Origin of the sequence: Halosegnis longus (assembly GCF_009663395.1) — an archaeon.
GTDB lineage: Archaea > Halobacteriota > Halobacteria > Halobacteriales > Haloarculaceae > Halosegnis > Halosegnis longus.
Genome location: NZ_QKNW01000001.1, coordinates 2201933 through 2220659 on the forward strand (window position 1 = coordinate 2201933; position 18727 = coordinate 2220659).

The 18727-nt window shown below is 66.0% G+C and carries 20 protein-coding genes; 8 read left to right on the plus strand and 12 right to left on the minus strand.

Annotated elements, in window-relative coordinates:
• Positions 1 to 15 precede the first annotated feature (15 nt).
• Positions 16 to 1170 carry an acyl-CoA dehydrogenase family protein gene (locus DM818_RS11930; protein ID WP_075936512.1) on the plus strand — a complete coding sequence of 385 codons (1155 nt, stop codon included), beginning with the start codon at positions 16 to 18 and terminating at the stop codon, positions 1168 to 1170.
• Between the two features lie 45 nt (positions 1171 to 1215).
• On the plus strand, positions 1216 to 2004 hold the full coding sequence (locus DM818_RS11935) for an N-acyl homoserine lactonase family protein (RefSeq protein WP_123124118.1): 789 nt from the start codon (positions 1216 to 1218) through the stop codon (positions 2002 to 2004).
• A 152-nt stretch (positions 2005 to 2156) separates the two neighbouring features.
• On the opposite strand, the gene DM818_RS11940 is transcribed toward DM818_RS11935, so the two are convergent.
• The gene (locus DM818_RS11940; RefSeq protein WP_075936510.1) at positions 2157 to 2873 is read right to left on the minus strand and encodes a DICT sensory domain-containing protein; all 717 of its coding nucleotides are present in this window, start codon (positions 2871 to 2873) and stop codon (positions 2157 to 2159) included.
• A 166-nt stretch (positions 2874 to 3039) separates the two neighbouring features.
• Here DM818_RS11940 and DM818_RS11945 point away from each other — a divergent pair, with 166 nt between their 5' ends.
• From DM818_RS11945 to DM818_RS15025, 3 genes are all read left to right on the plus strand, one after another.
• Entirely contained in the window at positions 3040 to 4929 is a 1890-nt protein-coding gene (locus DM818_RS11945; RefSeq protein WP_123124117.1) for a 2-oxoacid:acceptor oxidoreductase subunit alpha, read from the plus strand.
• A 3-nt stretch (positions 4930 to 4932) separates the two neighbouring features.
• Positions 4933 to 5868 (plus strand): thiamine pyrophosphate-dependent enzyme, encoded by a 936-nt coding sequence (locus DM818_RS11950; RefSeq protein WP_123124116.1) that lies wholly within the window; start codon positions 4933 to 4935, stop codon positions 5866 to 5868.
• Positions 5869 to 5930: 62 nt separating this feature from the next.
• Positions 5931 to 6083 (plus strand): DUF7550 family protein, encoded by a 153-nt coding sequence (locus tag DM818_RS15025; protein WP_172977319.1) that lies wholly within the window; start codon positions 5931 to 5933, stop codon positions 6081 to 6083.
• A gap of 2 nt (positions 6084 to 6085) precedes the next feature.
• Here DM818_RS15025 and DM818_RS11955 read toward each other — a convergent pair whose 3' ends face one another.
• The gene (locus DM818_RS11955; protein WP_123124115.1) at positions 6086 to 7354 is read right to left on the minus strand and encodes a hypothetical protein; all 1269 of its coding nucleotides are present in this window, start codon (positions 7352 to 7354) and stop codon (positions 6086 to 6088) included.
• 37 nt (positions 7355 to 7391) lie between these two features.
• Entirely contained in the window at positions 7392 to 9509 is a 2118-nt protein-coding gene (purL, locus tag DM818_RS11960) for a phosphoribosylformylglycinamidine synthase subunit PurL (protein WP_153952633.1), read from the minus strand.
• 102 nt (positions 9510 to 9611) lie between these two features.
• Here purL and DM818_RS11965 point away from each other — a divergent pair, with 102 nt between their 5' ends.
• Positions 9612 to 10295 carry a PHP domain-containing protein gene (locus DM818_RS11965; RefSeq protein WP_075936505.1) on the plus strand — a complete coding sequence of 228 codons (684 nt, stop codon included), beginning with the start codon at positions 9612 to 9614 and terminating at the stop codon, positions 10293 to 10295.
• Here the strand turns inward: DM818_RS11965 and DM818_RS11970 are convergent.
• Genes DM818_RS11970 through DM818_RS11980 form a run of 3 tightly spaced genes read right to left on the minus strand, consistent with a single transcriptional unit; the run spans position 10283 to position 12066 of the window.
• On the minus strand, positions 10283 to 10759 hold the full coding sequence (locus DM818_RS11970) for an NUDIX hydrolase (RefSeq protein ID WP_075936504.1): 477 nt from the start codon (positions 10757 to 10759) through the stop codon (positions 10283 to 10285). The two genes, DM818_RS11965 and DM818_RS11970, sit on opposite strands and share 13 nt — an antisense overlap.
• A gap of 34 nt (positions 10760 to 10793) precedes the next feature.
• Positions 10794 to 11045 carry a hypothetical protein gene (locus tag DM818_RS11975; protein ID WP_075936503.1) on the minus strand — a complete coding sequence of 84 codons (252 nt, stop codon included), beginning with the start codon at positions 11043 to 11045 and terminating at the stop codon, positions 10794 to 10796.
• Between the two features lie 40 nt (positions 11046 to 11085).
• A complete protein-coding gene (locus DM818_RS11980) occupies positions 11086 to 12066 on the minus strand; it encodes a transcription initiation factor IIB (RefSeq protein WP_075936502.1) in 981 nt (326 codons plus the stop codon).
• A 148-nt stretch (positions 12067 to 12214) separates the two neighbouring features.
• On the opposite strand from DM818_RS11980, the gene gatC reads away from it, so the two are divergent.
• Together gatC and gatA are read left to right on the plus strand one after the other, a co-directional pair.
• Positions 12215 to 12481 carry an Asp-tRNA(Asn)/Glu-tRNA(Gln) amidotransferase subunit GatC gene (gatC, locus tag DM818_RS11985; RefSeq protein ID WP_075936501.1) on the plus strand — a complete coding sequence of 89 codons (267 nt, stop codon included), beginning with the start codon at positions 12215 to 12217 and terminating at the stop codon, positions 12479 to 12481.
• Entirely contained in the window at positions 12478 to 13743 is a 1266-nt protein-coding gene (gene gatA / locus DM818_RS11990; protein ID WP_075936500.1) for an Asp-tRNA(Asn)/Glu-tRNA(Gln) amidotransferase subunit GatA, read from the plus strand. Before gatC ends, gatA begins: the two co-directional genes overlap by 4 nt.
• A 9-nt stretch (positions 13744 to 13752) precedes the next feature.
• On the opposite strand, the gene DM818_RS11995 is transcribed toward gatA, so the two are convergent.
• The 6 genes from DM818_RS11995 to fen all read right to left on the minus strand — a co-directional run bounded on the left by DM818_RS11995 (position 13753) and on the right by fen (position 18680).
• Entirely contained in the window at positions 13753 to 13980 is a 228-nt protein-coding gene (locus DM818_RS11995; protein WP_075936499.1) for a hypothetical protein, read from the minus strand.
• 37 nt (positions 13981 to 14017) lie between these two features.
• Positions 14018 to 14533, minus strand: a complete 516-nt coding sequence (locus DM818_RS12000; RefSeq protein ID WP_075936498.1) for a winged helix-turn-helix domain-containing protein — start codon at positions 14531 to 14533, stop codon at positions 14018 to 14020.
• 37 nt (positions 14534 to 14570) lie between these two features.
• Positions 14571 to 15413 (minus strand): alpha/beta fold hydrolase, encoded by an 843-nt coding sequence (locus DM818_RS12005; RefSeq protein ID WP_075936497.1) that lies wholly within the window; start codon positions 15411 to 15413, stop codon positions 14571 to 14573.
• A gap of 109 nt (positions 15414 to 15522) precedes the next feature.
• Entirely contained in the window at positions 15523 to 16692 is a 1170-nt protein-coding gene (locus DM818_RS12010; RefSeq protein ID WP_233571956.1) for an acyl-CoA dehydrogenase family protein, read from the minus strand.
• A 61-nt stretch (positions 16693 to 16753) separates the two neighbouring features.
• Positions 16754 to 17545, minus strand: a complete 792-nt coding sequence (locus tag DM818_RS12015; RefSeq protein ID WP_075936495.1) for an enoyl-CoA hydratase/isomerase family protein — start codon at positions 17543 to 17545, stop codon at positions 16754 to 16756.
• A 151-nt stretch (positions 17546 to 17696) separates the two neighbouring features.
• A complete protein-coding gene (fen, locus tag DM818_RS12020; protein WP_075936494.1) occupies positions 17697 to 18680 on the minus strand; it encodes a flap endonuclease-1 in 984 nt (327 codons plus the stop codon).
• Positions 18681 to 18727 lie beyond the last annotated feature (47 nt).

The window sequence follows — 18727 nt, forward strand, 5'->3', positions numbered from 1 at the left end:
ACTCCAACCTTCCGTATGGATTTACTGGACGATACCGTCGTGCCCGAGCACGCACACGACATCAAGCAGGAGGCCCGCGAGTTCGCCGAGGAGCACATCGAGCCGAACGCCGAGGAGTACCACCGCTCCGGTGAGTACCCGTGGGAGGTGCTCGAAGCCGGCATGGACGCGAACCTCATCGCCCAGGACATCAGCGAGGAGTACGGCGGGCGCGGACTCGACCTGCCGCAGGTCCTCGCGGTCGCGGAGGAGTTTTACCGTGCCGACGCCGGCATCGCCCTGACGCTCCAGCTCGCGAGCTTCGGTGCCGGCATCATGGAGGAACACGGCACCGACGAGCAGTGTGAGGAGTATCTGCGTCCCGTCGCCGAGAACGACCAGATTACCGGCCTCGCCGTCTCCGAACCCGAGACCGGCTCCGACCTGGCCGGCATGACCACGAGCGCCGAGAAGGACGGCGACGAGTGGGTGCTCAACGGGGAGAAGTACTGGGTCGGCAACGGCGTGGAGGCCGACTGGGTGACGCTGTACGCGAAGACCGGCGACGACCCCGACAACAGATACGGCAACTACTCGATGTTCATCGTCCCGACGGACACCGAGGGGTACGAGGCCCAACACATCCCCGAGAAGATGGGGATGCGCGCCTCGAAGCAGGCCCACATCGTGCTCGATGACGCCCGGATTCCGGAGGAGAACCTCATCGGCGTCGAGGGGGGTGGCTTCTACATGCTCGCGGACTTCTTCAACCACGGCCGTATCGTGGTCGGGGGCCACGGGCTCGGGCTGGCGGCCGCCGCCATCGAGGAAGCGTGGGAGTTCGCCCACGGCCGCAACGCCTTCGGCCGCACCATCAACGAGTTCCAGTCCGTCCAGCACATCCTCGCGGACATGCGACTGGAGTTCGAGTCGGCGCGCGCGCTCAACTGGCGTGCCGCCGAGAAGGTCGAGAACGACGACCACGGCGGCTTCTGGGCGTCCATGGCGAAGGTGAAGTCCACGGAGGTCGCCAACGACTGCGCCGAACGCGGGATGCAGCTTCACGGCGGTCGCTCCGTCCTGCTTGAGAACAAGATTTCACGCGTCTACCGCGACGTTCGCATCCCGGTCATCTACGAGGGCGCAAACGAGATTCAGCGCAACCTCATCTACCGACAGGCACCGAACTAACCCGAGCGCACACTGTTTTTAGCGTCGCCGGCCGTACGTGAACGCATGTCGTACGACGTGCATCTGCTCGACAGGGGCCGCATCGAAGCCGACGCGAACTTCGTCCTCGACGGTTCCGTGGCCGCGACCGCCGGCAATCAGAATCCCGACCTCCGGTACGAGGAGTTTCTCGTCTGGAATCTCGTCATCGACCACCCGGAGGCGACCGTCCTCTTCGATACCGGCTCACACCCCGAGGCGGGCGACGGCTACTGGCCCGCGCCGCTGTATCAGGCCTTCGCGCACGTCGACGCGGCCGACCACGACCTCGAAGCCGACCTGAACGCGGCGGGCTTCGAACTCGACGACATCGACGCCGTCGTGATGTCGCATCTCCATCTCGACCACGCCGGCGGGCTGTACCACTTCGACGGGACCGACGTGCCCATCTACGTCCACGAGCGCGAAATCGAGTTCGCCTACCGGTCGGCGAAGACGGACTCCGGCTCTATCGCCTACTTCGCGCCCGACTTCGAGCACGACCTGAACTGGACGGTCGTGGAGGGCGACCGCCAGCTCGTTCCGGGCGTCGAACTGCTCCACCTGCCCGGTCACACGCCCGGACTGCTCGGGGCGCGCATCGACCGCGACGGCGAGACGCTGCTCGTCGTCGGCGACGAGGCCTACTGGCAAGAGAACTACGAGGGTCAGTCGATGGCCGCTTCGCTGCTGTGGGACAATCAGGCGTGGAAGGAATCGCTCGCGTACGTGCAGGACCTCGAACGCCGGACCGACGCCGACGTGCTGCTCGGCCACGACATGGCGATGCTAGAGCGATTTGAAGACGGATGGTGAACCCGCATCGAACAGAGCGGGTTCGACAGGTGGTGAGCCTGCATCGAGCAGAGCGGGCTCGACGGGGTAGCCGGTAAGATGGAGCGACGCTGTCCGGACTGCGGCGTGGCGATGGAGTCTTGCTTCGGACGTACGTCGAAACCGACGAGTAGCTACTGGGCGACGAGCCCGTACGTCTCGTTGAGGTACTCGAGCAGCCAGTCGACGGTTTCGGGGTCGTAGGTCCAGAAGCCGTAGAACGACCGCGGCTCGCGCTCCTCCGCGACGAGCGCGCACTTGTTCACGTCGACGCCGCCGCCGTCGTAGACGACGAACCACGACTCGCGGATCTCGTCCGAGCGCTCGACGTGGATTGTGAGGTCGGTGTCGTGTTGCGGCACGTCGTCGTCGGGGGCGGCGTAGGCGTGAACCTCGAGGCCGTCCTTCGAGGCGAGCCGCTTGTAGATATCCATCTGCGGGCCGAGGATGGAGAGCTTCTGGAAGCCGGCGTGGAGTTCACCCGTCCCGAGCCGCCACGCCCGGTCTTCGATCTCCCGGGAGGCGGCGATCATCTGTTGGGTGTCGTAGGAGGTGAACATCGTCTCGTCGAGGTGGTCGAGGATGGGACGGTACGCCTCGGCGTCGAACTCCGGCGTGGTGTCGTCGCGGTCGGCGAGCACGTCGGCGATGCTGGCGGCGGTGACGAACTCCGACTCGCGAGAGAGGACGACGTAGGAGTCCGGGCCGGCCTCGGTCGTCCCGCTGCGGACGGTGAGGTTGCGGTCGCCGAACTGGGTCCGCAGCGATTCGACGGTCTCGTCGTCACTGTTGAACGCAGTCAGCGTCTTCTCGTGGTCTTCGACGCCACGAATCAGTTCAGTGAGCGACATTCGGGTCGGTAACATACACGCGCTAATCGCCTATATAACTGTGGGGTGGCCTCGCTCCTGCATGGTTAATCCTCCTTTATCACTATTAATCTGTGCTAATACTTCACGAATGCTTTTGGTAGCGGCAGTCCGAAGACGTGCAAGGCGTTTCGACGCCACCAACACTATGTCAGGAAACGAACTAATCTGGCGAATCGCAGGCGGTTCCGGAGACGGAATCGACTCGACGAGCCAAAACTTCACGAAGGCGCTGTTGCGCGCTGGACTGCACGTCTTCACGCATCGCCACTACCCGTCACGCATCCGCGGCGGCCACACCTACGTCGAGGTTCGGGCCCGCGACCAGCCGGTCAAGTCGCGCGGCGACGGCTACAACGTACTCCTCTCGCTCGGGGACTCCTTCGCTCGCAACCCACAGGAGGAAGCCTACTATGGCGACGAGGAGACGAAGCCGCTCACCGAGAACCTCGACGAGCTGCGTGAGGGTGGCATCATCATCTACGACTCGGGACTGCTCGACGAGGACGACCTCTCGGCGGACTTCGAGGAGCGCGCCGAGGCGAACGACTGGCACGTCTACCCCGTGGACCTGCGCGCCATCGCGAAGGAACACGGCCGCGAAGTGATGCGCAACACCGCCGGCGTCGGTATCACCGCCGGCATCCTCGGGCTCGACTTATCCTACTTCGAGGACCTCATGCGCGAGAGCATGCCCGACGAAATCTTCGAGCCGAACCTCGCCGTGCTCGAGGACGCCCACGAGCAGGTCGCGGAGATGGACCACGACCACGACATCGAACTGCCGGAAAACGAACACGAAAACGAACAGGTCCTGCTCTCCGGTTCGAACGCCATCGCCTACGGCGCGCTCGACGAGGGCTGTCGGTTCATCGCGGGCTATCCGATGACGCCGTGGACGGAAGTGTTCACGCTGATGAACAAACACCTCCCGAAGTTCGGCGGCGTCGCCGAGCAGGTGGAAGACGAGATCGCCGCCGCGGCCCTCGCCATCGGTGCCTCACACGCCGGCGCGAAGGCCATGTCCGGCTCCTCGGGCGGCGGCTTCGCGCTCATGTCCGAGCCGCTCGGTCTCGCGGAGATGACCGAGACGCCGCTCGTGTTAATCGAGGCCGCACGCGCCGGTCTCTCGACCGGGATGCCGACCAAGCCCGAGCAGGGCGACCTCGAACACGTCTTGTACACGAGTCAGGGCGACTCCAACCGCGTCGTCTTCGCGCCGGCGAACGTCGAGGAGGCGTACACACAGACGCGGAAGGCGTTCGAAATCGCGTACGGCTACCACATCCCCGCCATCGTCCTCTACGACCAGAAGCTGTCGGGCGAGCTCCGCAACGTCGACGCGGAGTTCTTCGACGAGGAGCCGAACCCCGACCTCGGGGCGACGCTCACCGAGGACGAAATCGCAGAGGCAGCCCACCACGCCTCCGGGAAGTTCCAGCGGTTCAAACACAACGTCGAGGACGGCGTCTCCCCGCGGTCGATTCCCGGCCAGAAGGGCGGCCGCTTCCTCGCGTCCGGCAACGAACACACGCCGGAGGGACACATCTCAGAGGACCCGAAAAACCGCGTCGCGCAGATGAACCGTCGCCTCCAGAAGATGGAGGCGATTCGCGACGACCTCGACGCCAACTCCAGCCACCAGACGTACTACGGCGACGAGGACGCCACCTACGGTATCATGACCTACGGCAGCCAGCAGGGCACCGTCGAGGAGGCCGTCGACCGGCTTCGCGCGAACGGCCACGACGTGAAGATGCTCGGGGTCTCCGACCTGATGCCGTACCCCGAGACGGACGTCCGCTCCTTCCTCGAATCGGTCGATGAGTGTCTCGTCGTCGAGATGAACACGACCGAGCAGTTCCGCGGACTCACCCAGAAGGAACTGGGCGAGTTCGGCCCGAAGCTGTCCAGCCTCCTCAAGTACAACGGCAATCCGTTCGAGCCGGCAGAGGTAGTGGAGGGATTCGAAGCGACCATCGACGACACGGAGTTCGAGCGCGAGACCGCTCGCTTCCAGCCGGCAGCAGGTGATTAAGTTATGAGTGCATTCAACGCAATCGGACAGAATCGCGAGGTCGATCAAAACGAGTTCACGCCCGAAATCGAGCCGCAGGCGACGTGGTGTCCGGGGTGTGGTGACTTCGGCGTCCTGAAGGCGCTGAAGGGCGCCGCCGCCGAACTGGGTCTCGACCCCGAGGAGATCCTCCTCGTCACGGGCATCGGCTGCTCGGGCAAGCTCTCCTCGTACTTCGAGAGCTACGGGTTCCACTCCATCCACGGCCGCTCGCTCCCGCTCGCGCGTGGCGCGAAGCTAGCCAATCCGAAGCTGACCGTCATCGCCGCCGGCGGTGACGGCGACGGCTACGGTATCGGCGGGAACCACTTCATGCACACCGCCCGCGAGAACCACGATATGACGTATATCGTGTTCAACAACGAGATTTTCGGGCTGACGAAGGGTCAGACATCCCCGACGAGCCCGAAGGGCCACAAGTCGAAGACCCAGCTCGAAGGCTCCGCGAAGGACCCGCTTCGACCGCTGTCGATGTCGCTGTCGGCCGGCGCGAGCTACGTCGCCCGCACCGCCGCGGTCAACCCGAACCAGGCAAAGGAAATCATCGTCGAGGCCATCCAGCACGACGGCTTCTCGCACGTGGACTTCCTCACCCAGTGTCCGACGTGGAACAAGGACGCAAAGCAGTACGTCCCCTACGTCGACATCCAGCAGAGCGAGGAGTACGACTTCGACATCACCGACCGCCGCGAGGCGGGCGAGGCGATGTACGAGACCGAATCCGCCCTCTACGAGGGAAAGGTGCTGACCGGTCGCTACTACAAGGACGAGAACCGCAAGGACTACCAGACGGAGAAGCTCGACCGCGGTTCGATGCCGGAACAGCCCATCGCCGAGCAGTACTTCGACGAGGACCACGAGTGGAAGCGGTCGCACGACCTGCTCGACGCTCACAAATAACGCACCGCACTTCTTTCAGCGCCGACCGCAACGGCGAAGTACCACACCCACGAGCTACCGGTATGAGCGACGACCACGACCACGACAGCGAGTACGCGACCGAGCGCACGACCGCCCCGCAGTCTGATTACACGAACCGAGAGGTCGCGGTCGGGGCCGTCGTCGCGGCCGTCGGCATCGGCATCACGTTCGGCGTCCCGCTGCTGCTCGCGTAACGCTACACCGAGACGGTGACGACGCCGTCGCTCTCGACGGTCGCCTCCTCGACGAACGGCTCTACACCGGCCAGCCAGACGACCGTCTCGGTCCCGACGCTCGTGAGTCGGTAATCCCCGCGGTCGCTGGTCCAACCCGCATCCTCGCGGGTCGCGCGCTCGTCCAACCACGCGCGAGCGACGGCTTCGAACTCACTCGCGTTCGCCGAATCGTCGAATCTGAGCACCCACGCGTAGCCACGATTCCCCGCAGGCGTCACGAAGTCGAGTCGCGTATCGCTCCCCCAGCCGGCGGCCGCCCGCGTCGCCGCGGATTCGTTGACCGCCGTCCCGAGTGCCGTCCGGACGAACAGCTCACCGAACCGCTGGTTCGACGCGCTCGCGAGCCACTCCGTCTCGCCGACCTCTGCGGTCAGTTCGCGCGGCCCCTCTCGCACGCCGGGATGGAGGAGCTGTTCGGTCGTCGTCGGTGGACGTTGATACACCGCGCCGAGTCGGGCCGGGTCATCGATTCGCGCGGCGACGTGCTCGTAGCCGAGGGCGTAGGCTGCGGCCGTGAGTCGCCCGCGTCCCGTCGAGTTGCGGTACAGTCGCGCGGCGTCGTCCGCTGGCGAGACGCCCGTCTCGATGTACTGCTCCCAGTAGGCGTTCGCGCCGAACACCGCAGCCCCCTCGATAGCCCCGTTGCTCGCGAGTCGCCCGTCGAGCGTGTAGTCGGTCGCGCCCCGAACCGCACCGATGGCGTTCTCGCGGAACTGCACGGTGTGAACGTACTCGTGGGCCAGGATCGACTCCACCCGCGAGTCACCGAGTATGGCCGCGTTGACGTTCACCGTCGAGGGGCGGGCGACGTACGCCGCGACGGTCCCGCCCGCGTCCGAGTCACTGCTCGACAGCCCGAACAGGTCGTAAAACGAGCCGGAGTCGTTGACCGACATCGGCGAGGTGGACTGTCCGCCGAGCGTCCGGATGCGGATGCGCTCGGGACCCTGTGCCGACGTGTCCAGCAGTCTCGCCATCCGGTCGTACACCTGCCCGGCGTTGAATTCGAGTCGCCCGCCCGTGACCTCGATACCGCCCGAGTCGTACGAGGTTGGCGTCTCGCTCCGGCTGTCTGTTTCCGGGGTCGGCGTCGCAGTTCTCGCGTCCGGGTCCGGCGTGGGTGTCGTCTCGGGTGCGGGGGTCGCCGTCGGCCCGCTGTAGCCGACAGTACAGCCCGTGAGCGCGAGACAGACGACGAGAAGCAGCGTCGGCAGGCGGCGAGTACGCATGCAGGAAAGTAGTCGCGGAGTCGACTAAAACGTTCGTTCAGTCGAGGGTTCGGGTGATGTGGCCGCGCGTCTCGGCGATTGCGTCGCTCGCGTATTCGAGGCGCTCTCCGGCGACTGACACCGACAGCGTCCCCGAGTCGTCGCTCGTCCCGAGTTCCGTGACCGGTACGTCGCCGACGGTCTCGCGCACTGTCTCGGGGTCGGTCGTCTCGACGACGGCCCGACCCGGCAGCTCAGAGAAGAGTCGCTCCTCGGCGAGCGCGTCACCGTCGAGCGTGACGGTCACACCGGCGTCGTCGGTGACCATCTCCGCGAGCGCGACACCCAAGCCCCCGTGACTCACGTCGTGGACAGCGGTCGTCGTGGACTGGTTCGCCACGGTCGCGAGCGCGTCGACGACGGCCGCCGGGTCCTCGGGGAAGGTCGGGAACGCGTCTTCGCCTCCGTGGCTGGCGAGATACTGGCTCCCGCCGAGGGTGCCCGACAGTTCGCCGACGAGCAACAGCGTTCCGTCGCCCGAGAGGTCGGTCCCGGGGGCATCGTACCCGTCCTTCGAGCCGACGACGGCGAGTGTCGGCGTCGGGGGAATCGGGCCGGTCGCGGAGTCGTTGTACAGCGAGACGTTCCCGCCGACGACGGGCGTATCGAGCGTCGAACACATCTCCGCGAGCCCGTCGACGATACCGCGGAAGCCACCGTACACGTCGGGCTTCTCGGGGTTACCGCCGTTGAGGCAGTCGACCGCCGCGAGCGGGCGGGCACCCATCGCGGCGAGGTTGGTCGCGTTCTCCAAGGCGACGGCGCGGGCACCCTCGTAGGGCGCGGCGTCGGTCCAGTTCGGGTCGGCTCCGGCGGAGATGGCGACCCCGCGGCCGGCGTCGCGAATCGCGACGAGCGCGGCGTCGTCGCCGGGGCGCTTCGCCGTCCGGTTGCCGACCTCGTGGTCGTACTGGCGGTACACCCACTCCTTCGAAGCGGTGTTCGGGTGGGCGAGCACCGCCTCGAACGCGTCCGCGAGGTCGGTGTCGGGGAGGTCGCGCGACTGTGGCTCCGGCTCGACCGACTCGAGGTCGTTCATCGGCGCGCCGTCGGCGAGATACTTCGCCGGCGCGTCCACGACCGTCTCGCCCTCGAAGGTGCAGACGTAGTTCCCGTCCGTGACCTCACCGATGACCGAACAGCCGAGGTCGAACCGATCGGCGATGTCGGCGACCGCCTCGGTGTCCTCGGGACGAACTTCGTACACCATCCGTTCCTGGCTCTCCGCGAGCAGGATTTCGAGCGCGTTCATGTTCGGTTCGCGCTGGTGGACCGTTCCGAGGTCGATATCCGCACCCTTCCCGCCCTTCGCGACGAGTTCGGAGGATGCGCCACCGAGGCCCGCCGCGCCGAGGTCGCGCGCCGACTGGACCAGCGACTCGTCGACGAGTCGTTCGTTCGCCTCGATGAGCAGCTTCTCGGCGTACGGGTCACCCACCTGCACGGCGGGCCGGTCCTCCGTTTCGGCGTCCTCGGCGAGGTCCTCGCTGGCGAACGACGCGCCGCCGAGACCGTCTCGTCCGGTCGCGTTGCCGAACAGGACGAGCTTGTTGCCCGCTTCCTGCGCCTCGGCCGTGACGAGGCGCTCGTCGTCCACGACGCCGACGCAGGCGACGTTGACGAGCGGGTTCCCCTCGTAGCCGTCGTGGAAGGCCACGCTGCCCGTCACCGTCGGCACGCCGATACAGTTGCCGTAGTGACTGATACCCTCGACGACGCCCTCGAAGAGATACTGTGAGTGCTCGCGGTCGAAGTCACCGAAGTAGAGCGAATCGGCCAGCGCGACGGGATACGCGCCCATCGAGAGGGTGTCGCGGACGATGCCGCCGACGCCGGTGGCCGCGCCGTCGAACGGGTCGACGTACGAGGGGTGATTGTGGCTCTCGATACCGAACGTGAGGTAGGTGTCCTCGTCGAGCGCGACGACGGCCGCGTCGTCGCCCGGCCCGACCACCACGTCGTCGGACTCGCTGTCGAACGCGGACAACAGGGGTCGCGAGGAGCGGTACGCGCAGTGTTCACTCCAGAGGTTCTCGAACAGGGCGGCTTCCGCTGGCGTCGGCTCGCGACCCAGCTCCGCGACGACGAGGTCGTGGTCCGATGGCGAGAGGCTCATTCATCTGGATGCTGACTCGGCGGTGTAAAATCCCTTTCCATATGCACGAACGTGTCACCCGGGACCGGGGCGCTTTTGCGCGCGTGTCTCGTCGTGTCGGATGTGTTACGGGCCGAACTCCACTGTCACTCCTCGCTGTCGTACGACGGACGCGACCCGGTGGAGATGTTACTCGCACAGGCGGAGGCCGTCGGACTCGACGTGCTCGCCGTCACGGACCACGACGAAATCGACGCCAGCCTCGCCGCCGCCGAGCGCGCCGAGGAGTACGGACTCGTCGGCATCCCTGGCATGGAGGTGACGAGCGAGGCGGGTCACGTCCTCGCGCTCGGTATCGAGGAGCTGATTCCGCCCGGTCTCTCCTTCGTCGAAACCCTCGACCGCATCCGGGAGCAGGGGGGTATCGCGGTCGTCCCCCACCCGTTCCAGCGGTCGCGCCACGGCGTCGCACCCCACATCTCGGAGGAGACGCTCGCCAGCGCCGACGCCATCGAGGTGTACAACTCGCGGCTGTTCACTGGCCGGTCGAATCGCACGGCAGAAACGTTCGCTACCAGCCGGAATCTCCCGATGACGGCCGGCTCCGACGCGCACATCGCCGAGATGGTCGGACAGGCCGTCACCGAAATCGACGCCGACGAGCGCACCTCCGAGGCTGTCCTCGATGCGATTCGTGCGGGTCGAACCTCCGTCGTCGGGAGACGGACGCCGTGGCGCATCTCCGTCAAGCAGTTCAGCGGCGGCGTCAAGCGGCGTATCGTCCGCGCGCTCCTCTACCCGTTCTGAACCGTCTCGATTGCCTCGATACCGACTTCGACCACGTCAGCCGGAAGCTCCGCTGCCCGGCCTGTTAGCTCCTCGACGGTGAACCACTCCCACGCCTCTGCGGGCGTCTCGTCGTCGCCCGCAGGGTCGACGGTTCGCGACTCCCCTTCGCCGTAGTAGACGTGGTCGATGTGCTGGTGGCCGACCTCGCCCTCGTGAACGTGGATATCTTCGAGTAGGAACTGCTGTGGCTCCGGCAGCGAGCGCGCGGTTTCGCTTTCCAGTTCGCCGGAGTCGGCGACGAGGTCTGGCTCCAATCCCGTCTCCTCGTAACACTCCCTGAGGGCAGCCTCATGGGGGAGTTCGTCGCGGTCGATGTGGCCGCCCGGCGGGAGCCACATGCCGAGCTTCTCGTGTTCGTGTAGCAGCGTCGCTCCGTCGTTGACGACGTAGATCGTCGCGACGAAGTGGCGTGTCGTCTCCATACCGTCGGGTCGGCCGGGGGCGAGAAAAGCCCCGCTACTGGAGGTCGGGGAGCGAGAGAATGCCTTCCTTCAGCGCGACGTACACCTTCTTCTCGTTGTCCATCTCGTCCCACTCCTCGGGGCGGTCCTCCTCGGGGACCTCCTCGACTTTGTCGAGTAAGTCGGTCCGGATGTAGTGGTCGAAGCCGCAGTCGTTCTCACACGAGCGAACGATGGAGGGGACGCGGAACTCCCGCTCGACGGTGTTTTGACACTCCGGGCAGACGTACTCGTAGCTCCGGGTCACACCGGCCGTACGGGACGCAACTGGAAAAACGACTCTCTCCTCAGGTCGTGATGCCGTCTTCCGCCTCCAGCAGCTCGTGGTAGCGGTTGCGGATGGTGACCTCGGAGATGTTCGCCACCTCGCTCACGTCCGACTGTGTCACCTTCTCGTTGGTGAGCAGCGAGGCGGCATACACCGACGCCGCGGCGAGCCCGACCGGTGACTTGCCGGAGTGGATGCCGGCCTGCTTCGCGCTCTTCAGGAGCTGGCGGGCGCGGCGCTCGGATTCGTCCGAGAGGTCGAGGTCGGAGGCGAACCGAGGGACGTAGCTCTCGGGGTCGGCGGGGGCGACCTCCAGGCCGAGTTCGCGCACGACGTAGCGGTAGGTGCGCGCGATTTCGTCCTTCTCGACCCGGGAGACCTGCGTAATCTCGTCCAGCGACCGGGGCGTCCCGGCCTGTCGCGCGGCGGCGTAGAGACTCGACGTGGCGACGCCCTCGATGGAGCGGCCGGGCAGGAGATTCTCGTTGAGCGCGCGGCGATAGATGACGGATGCCGTTTCACGGACGTTTTCGGGGAGACCGAGGGCGCTTGCCATGCGGTCGATTTCACCGAGCGCCTGCTTGAGGTTGCGCTCCTTGGAGTCGCGGGTGCGGAACCGCTCGTTCCAGGTGCGGAGCCGCTGCATCTTCTGGCGCTGGCGGTTGGACAGGGAGTTGCCGTAGGCGTCTTTGTCCTGCCAGCCGATGTTCGTCGACAGCCCCTTGTCGTGCATCATGTTCGTCGTCGGTGCGCCGACGCGGGACTTCTCGTCTTTCTCGGCGGAATCGAACGCACGCCACTCCGGGCCGCGGTCGATGCTGTCCTCCTCGATGACGAGCCCGCAGTCCTCACAGACAGTCTCGCCGTGCTCGGTGTCGGTCGCGAGCGAACCGCCACACTCCGGGCAGGTCACCTCGTCGACGGACTCGGCTTCGGATTCGTCTTCGGTTGTTTCGTCGTCCGTGCGAGCGCGCTGGAGTCTGCGTACGTTGTCTGACATGATTGTGGGAAACAGCCGCGCTGGTAGAACGAATCTACTCAACACTTATATTCGTGCGACAGCCACATAAGTCTCCCCCCGAACCGAGTCGTTTTCCGGTTCTCGGCCGCTCCGAAACGCTTACTGCCGGTCGTCGGAACCTTCGCACATGGTCGACCACGACGCGGTCACACACGTCGCCTCGCTCGCGCGTGTGAACCTCGACGACGAGGAAGTCGAGCAGTTCGCCGCCCAGTTCGACGACATCCTCTCGTACTTCGAGACGCTGGATTCGGTTCCCGAAGTCGAGAGCGACGAGGAGCTGGAGAACGTCTTCCGCCCCGACGAGGTGCGCGACGGTCTCACGCAGGAGGAGGCACTCCAGAACGCCCCCGAGACCGAGGACGGCTACTTCAAGGGACCGACCGTCTCATGAGCGAGACGAACGCCTTCATCACCCGCACGGACATCGAGAGCGACGAGTCCGGCCCGCTCGACGGCAAGACCGTCGCCGTCAAGGACAACATCTCGACGAAGGGCGTCCGCACCACCTGCGGCTCCGCCATGCTCGACGAGTACGTCCCGCCGTACGACGCGACCGTCGTCTCCGAGCTCAAGGACGCGGGCGCGACCATCGTCGGGAAGACGAACATGGACGAGTTCGGGATGGGCACCACGACCGAGACCTCGGCGTTCGGTGCGACCGAGAACCCCGCCGCGCCGGGGCGCGTTCCCGGCGGCTCCTCCGGTGGCTCTGCTGCGGCCGTCGCCGCCGGCGAGGCCGACCTCGCGCTCGGCTCCGACACCGGCGGCTCCGTGCGCTGTCCCGCCGCCTTCTGTGGCGTCGTCGGCATCAAGCCCACCTATGGGCTGGTCTCCCGGTACGGGTTGGTCGCGTACGCCAACTCGCTCGAACAGATTGGCCCCATCGCGCCGACAGTCGAGTCGGCCGCACAGCTGCTCGAGGTCATCGCCGGCGACGACCCCCACGACGCGACCACCCGCGAGACCGACACCACCTACGCCGACGCCGCCGACGGCGACGTGGACGGACTCACGGTCGGTGTGCCGACCGAACTCATCGAGGGCGCGGACGACGCCGTCGTCGAACAGTTCGAGGCGACGCTCGACTCCCTGCGCGAGCAGGGGGCCGAGACCGTCGAGGTGTCGCTGCCGTCCGTCGAGACCGCCGTGCAGGCGTACTACGTCATCGCGATGAGCGAGGCCTCCTCGAATCTCGCGCGCTTCGACGGCGTGCGCTACGGGCCCGACGCCGAGGTCGAGGGGAACTGGAACGACTCCTTCGCCGCCGTCCGCGAGGAGGGCTTCGGCGAGGAGGTCAAACGGCGCATCCTGCTGGGGACGTACGCGCTCTCTGCCGGCTACCACGACAAGTACTACAAGAAGGCACAGGACGCTCGCGCGTGGGTCCGACAGGACTTCGCCGAGGCGTTCGAGTCCGCCGACGTCATCGCGTCGCCGACGATGCCCGTCGCCCCGTTCGAGCGCGGCGAGAGCCTGGACGACCCGCTCCAGATGTACCTCGCCGACGCGAACACCGTCCCGGCGAATCTCGCGAACCTCCCGGCCATCTCCGTCCCGGCCGGCGAAACCGACGAAGGGCCGGTCGGACTCCAGCTCGTCGGCGAGGCGTTCGACGAGCGGACGATTATCCGCGCCGCGAGCGCCGCCGAGTAGCGTCCCCGGTTACTCCGTTCGCACGTCGTCCGCGGATTCGGCTCTCGCCTGTCCGTGGGTGTGGTGATAAAACCGGATGACGGACGTGTCTCCGCGCGTCCCCGGCTCGAAACAGACCCGGCGGTAGCGCTCGTTGTCCAAGAGATTCACCATCAGTCCCGACTCGTGGACGGACACCGAGTCGTACACCGTCTCACAGACCGGACACCTCGCGGGTGGCTCCTCGCGCGTGGCCATACAGGAACGAGGGGCTGCGTCCGTATTGGTTTAGCTCTTACTCCCCCTCGTGGAGGGTCGCCAGAATCTCGGGGTCCGTACGGAACTTCAACACGTTGTGGATGACGCTGTTTCTGATGTTGGCAATCACGTCGCCGTGGCGCTTGTAACACTCGTGAATCCAGTAGGACTCGTCCGGTCGCGTCGGGAACATCATCACCGACTTCCACTGGTACTCCCCGTCAGAGAGGAAATAAAAGAGCGTGTTCGGCGAGTCGCGGATGTACTCCATCGCCTCGCGCCACCCCTCGTCGAAGTTCTCCGTGTTGAACTTGAACTCGAACAACCCGAACACGAAGTACTCCTCGTTGGGGATGACGGCCTCACGGAAGACGCCCTGTTCGCGCATCCCGCGAATCGACTCCGAGACGGTGACGTGGCTCACCTCGATGCCGTGTTTCTCATCGAGGATGCGCGCCAGGTCGCGTGAACTCAACTGGGTGTCGCGCGACAGCTCACGCAGGATGAGCACGTCGCGTTCCTTGAACTCCCACTCCGGTGGTTCGTCGCTCATACCCACCCCTCGCCGTCGGCAGGGCTATCCGTTTCGGTCACGGTTCGAGGAACGCGTCGAGCTCACTCGCGAACGTCTCCGCGCGGTCTTCCGGCACCCAGTGGAACGCGTCGTCGAGCCGAATCATCTCGCCGCCGACGTCCTCGACGAGTCGCTCCCCGTACTCGACCTGCTGCATCTGGTCGGCTTCCGCCCACAGACACAGCAAGTCGGCCGTAATCGCCTCGTAGTCGATTTCCGTCGTGTGGTTCGTGTTCGTCGCGACCGCGGCCCGCGCGAGCGCGCGCTTGCCGCCGTCGCGCTCTAGCCACGGGTACTTCATGCCGGCGACGAAGTCGGGGTCGGCCTCGCCGTAGGCCCCGTCCGCGAACGCGAAATCCAGCTTCCCGTCGAGTTCCTCGTCGCTAAAGCCGGCCGTCTTCGGCAGCCCGATGGTCGAGACGAACTCGACGGGCCAGGAGTCATAACAGACGACGTTCGAGCAGACCAACTGTTCGACGCGGTCCGGCTGGTGGGCGGCAAACCGGAGTGCTGCCCCGCCGCCGATGTCGTGAGCGACGAGGTGGAACGTTTCGACGTCGAGGGAATCGAGTAGCCCGTCGAGCGCCTGCTCCTGTGCGCGAATCGAGCGGTCGAACCCCTCGCCGTTCTCGCTGTTGCCGTAGCCGACCATGTCGGGGACGATGACGCGGAACTCCCCGGCGAGTTCGGGGGCGACCTTCGCCCACAGATACCCCCAGGTCGGAACGCCGTGCATGAACACGACCGGGGTCGCGTCGGCCGGACCGTCCTCGTAGTAGGCCATCTCCACGTCGTGTCCGTCCACGTCGACCGTGGCCGACGACTGCGCGTCGGTCCACTCGGTGTGTGTCAGTGACATACTCGGGCGTTCCAGCGGGGAGTACAAATATGCGACGCTCACCGTGACGGAAATCGAGGGATGGCAGTCGCTCGCGGCGGATGAAAAAACGGAGGAGTCGGTGGCCGGATTAGAGGAGGCGGTCGGAGATGATGTTCTTCTGAATCTCCGAGGTCCCCTCGTAGATCTTCGTAATCCGGGCGTCGCGGTAGTAGCGCTCGACCGGGTGGTCGGTCACGTAGCCCGCGCCACCGTGGACCTGGATCGCGTCGTCTGCGACCTCGACGGCGTTCTCGGAGGCGAAGTACTTCGCCATGGACGCCAGCTTGACGGCCTCGTCGTCCTTACCGGCGGCGACCTGACTCGCCGCGCGGTAGGTGAGCGAGCGTGCGGCCTCGACCTTCGTCGCCATGTCGGCGATCTTGTGGCTGACGGCCTGGAACTCGCTGATCTTCTGGCCGAACTGCTCGCGCTCGCCGGCGTAGTCGATGGAGGCGTCGAGGGCAGCCTGTGCCGCGCCGACGGCCTGTGCTGCGACGCTCGCGCGACCGGACGCGAAGAAGTCCATCAGCTGGTAGAAGCCCTTGTCCACCTCGCCGATGATGTTCTCTTCGGGGACGCGCACGTCGTTGAGCTGGAGCTCCGCGAGGTCCGAGGCGCGGATACCGAGCTTGTTGTCGATCTTGTTCGACGAGAAGCCGTCGCGGTCGCTCTCGACGAGAATCGCGGAGATGCCGCGGTGGCCCTCGTCGGGCGTCGTCTTCGCCATCAGGACGCCCACGTCGGCGATGGTGCCGTTCGTGATCCACGTCTTGTTGCCGTTGATGACGTACTCGTCGCCGTCTTTCTCTGCGACCGTCTCGATGCCCGCGACGTTCGAGCCGTGTGCCGGCTCCGAAATCGCGGAGAAGGACGCGGCCTCACCTGCGGTGATCTTCGGGAGCCACTCCTCTTTCATCCACTCGTCGCCGTACTCCAGAATCATCGACGTACCGAAGCCGGCCGAGCCGATTGCGCTGCCGATGCCGGGGTCGGCTCGCCACAGCTCCTCCGTCACGATGGTCCGCGAGATGGGGTCCATCCCAGCGCCACCGTACTCCTCGGGGATTGAGGGTGCGACGAAGTCGTAGTCTGCTGCGAGCTTGCGCAGCTCCAGCGGGTACTCGTGGCTCTCGTCGTGTTCCTGTGCGACCGGCTTGATCTCCTCCTCGCCGAACTCGCGCACGGCACGGCGCACGGCCTCGTGTGCACCGTCGAGCAGGAACCGCTCCTGACCGCTTTCCGCCATTTGTGATGCCATACCTCTGTTACAGGATTACGATGTAAAAGATGTTCCGGGCGAAGCCGAACGTCGTTAGCTTCTATCGCCCCTCGAACTCCGGTTCGCGCGACTCCATGAACGCCGCCGTCCCCTCGGCGTGGTCGTGGGTCTCGAACACCGCCGCCTGGTTCGTCGCCTCGTTGTCCTGTGCGGCCTTCAGATCCAGCGAGAACCCCTGCACGATGGACTGTTTCGAGGTCTCGAGCGCGACCGTCGGCCCGTCCGCGATGGTCTCGATGAACGCGTCCGCCTGCTCCTCGAACGACTCGTACACGTGGTTGAACAGTCCCAGGTCGCTCGCGCGCTCGGGTTCGACGAGCTCACCGGTGAAGACGAGCTCCTTTGCCGTGCTCTCTCCGACGATGCGCGGGAGCAGATACGACGTGCCGGTGTCGACCGCGAGTCCCACCTGCTTGAATCCGAAGCTGATGCGCGCTCGCTCGCTCGCGACCACACAGTCACACGCGATAGCCAGATTCGCGCCGGCACCGAACGCGACCCCGTCGAGCTTCGCGACCGTCGGCGTCCGGAACTCGTACACCCGGCGAATCACGCGCGAGGTGTCGTCCTGGATGTGCCGCACCACGTCGTGCAGCTGCTGTTCGTCGTCAGATTGCCCGGCCATGGAACTCACGTCGCCGCCGGCACAGAAGGTCCCCTCCGCGCCGGTCAAGACGAGACACCGCACGTCGTCGCGGCCTTCGAGGTCGTCGAGGGCGTCGAGGATGCCGTTCGACACCTCGTCGCTCAAGGCGTTGCGCCGCTCCGGGCGGTTCAGGGTCACTGTTGCGACGCCGTCCGATACGTCCACGAGGACTGCTTCGTCACTCATACTCGCAGATGCGAGCCTGCCGTTGTAAAGTTATCCCGCCGAGGAGCTTCCACTGTTAGCCCCATCGAATCCGGGGCAGGCTCACCGGCGTGGCCCGGTTCGGCCGAGCCGGACTACCTCCACTGATATAGCCCGGTCTGTCCGAGCCGGGCTAACTCCATTGGTCCAGTCCGGTCTGGACGAGTGACTCTTCGATGCGCTCGAAGCCGCGTGCCACCTCGTCGGCCGGCACCTCCCACTCCTCGGTGACGTACGCGCGGGCCGCGTCCATGTCGGGGTTGATGTCCGTGTCGAACGCTGCGTCGTCGGTCACGTCCGGGTGCAAGAACAGCTCCCGGATGAGTTCGGCCCCGTCGATGTAGGCGTCGCGAGCGTCGAGTGCTCCCCACAGGTCGCCGTGCTCGCGCACCAGCTTCACGGCCGTCTTCGGGCCGACGCCGTCGACTCCGTCGTTGAAGTCCGTCCCCATCAGCAGCGCGACGTCGACCAACTGCTCCCACGTCAGGTCGTGCTCGGCGAGCGTCGCCTCGAAGTCCATCAGCTCGGGATTCCCCTTCGAGGTGAGCTGTCGGAGGGTGTACGGCGCGCCGAGCAAGAGCGCGTCGTAGTCCTCACTGCCCACGTAGTCGACCTGCCCTTGTCGGGCCATGTGTGCCGCCTGTGCCTCCCCTTCGGCCGGCGCTTCGACAATCGGCACGTCCAGCCGTTCGAGCAGCCCCCGCGTCGTCTCGTGGATGGTGTCGGTCAGCCGCTGTGTCCGGGATTCGAGCGTGGCGATACGCGCCGAGTCCTCGCCGGACTCCTTTGCTTCCTCCAGTTCGGCCTCGTAGCGCTCGCGCTGTTCGCGCCGCTCGTTCACCTCGTCGGCCTTCAGTTCCGTGACGCCGCCGTCGAAGACGAACACGGGCGTGATGTCGTGCTCGAAGAACTTCGGTACCCCCTGGACGACGCCGATGAGGTTCGCCACCTCCTCGCCGTCGGCGGTCGTGTACGCGCCGTCGCGCGTGAACTTCACCGTCGTCGTCAGATACCGGTACAGCCAGTTGTGCGCGTCGACGGCGACGACGCTGCCCGCGAGGTCGCCGAACTCCACCTCCGAGAGCGCCGCCAGCGAGCGAAGGTCCGCGTTTCCCATACCCACCGTCGGGTCGCCCGCGGCTTGAAGCTGTCAGTCTGGCGTCG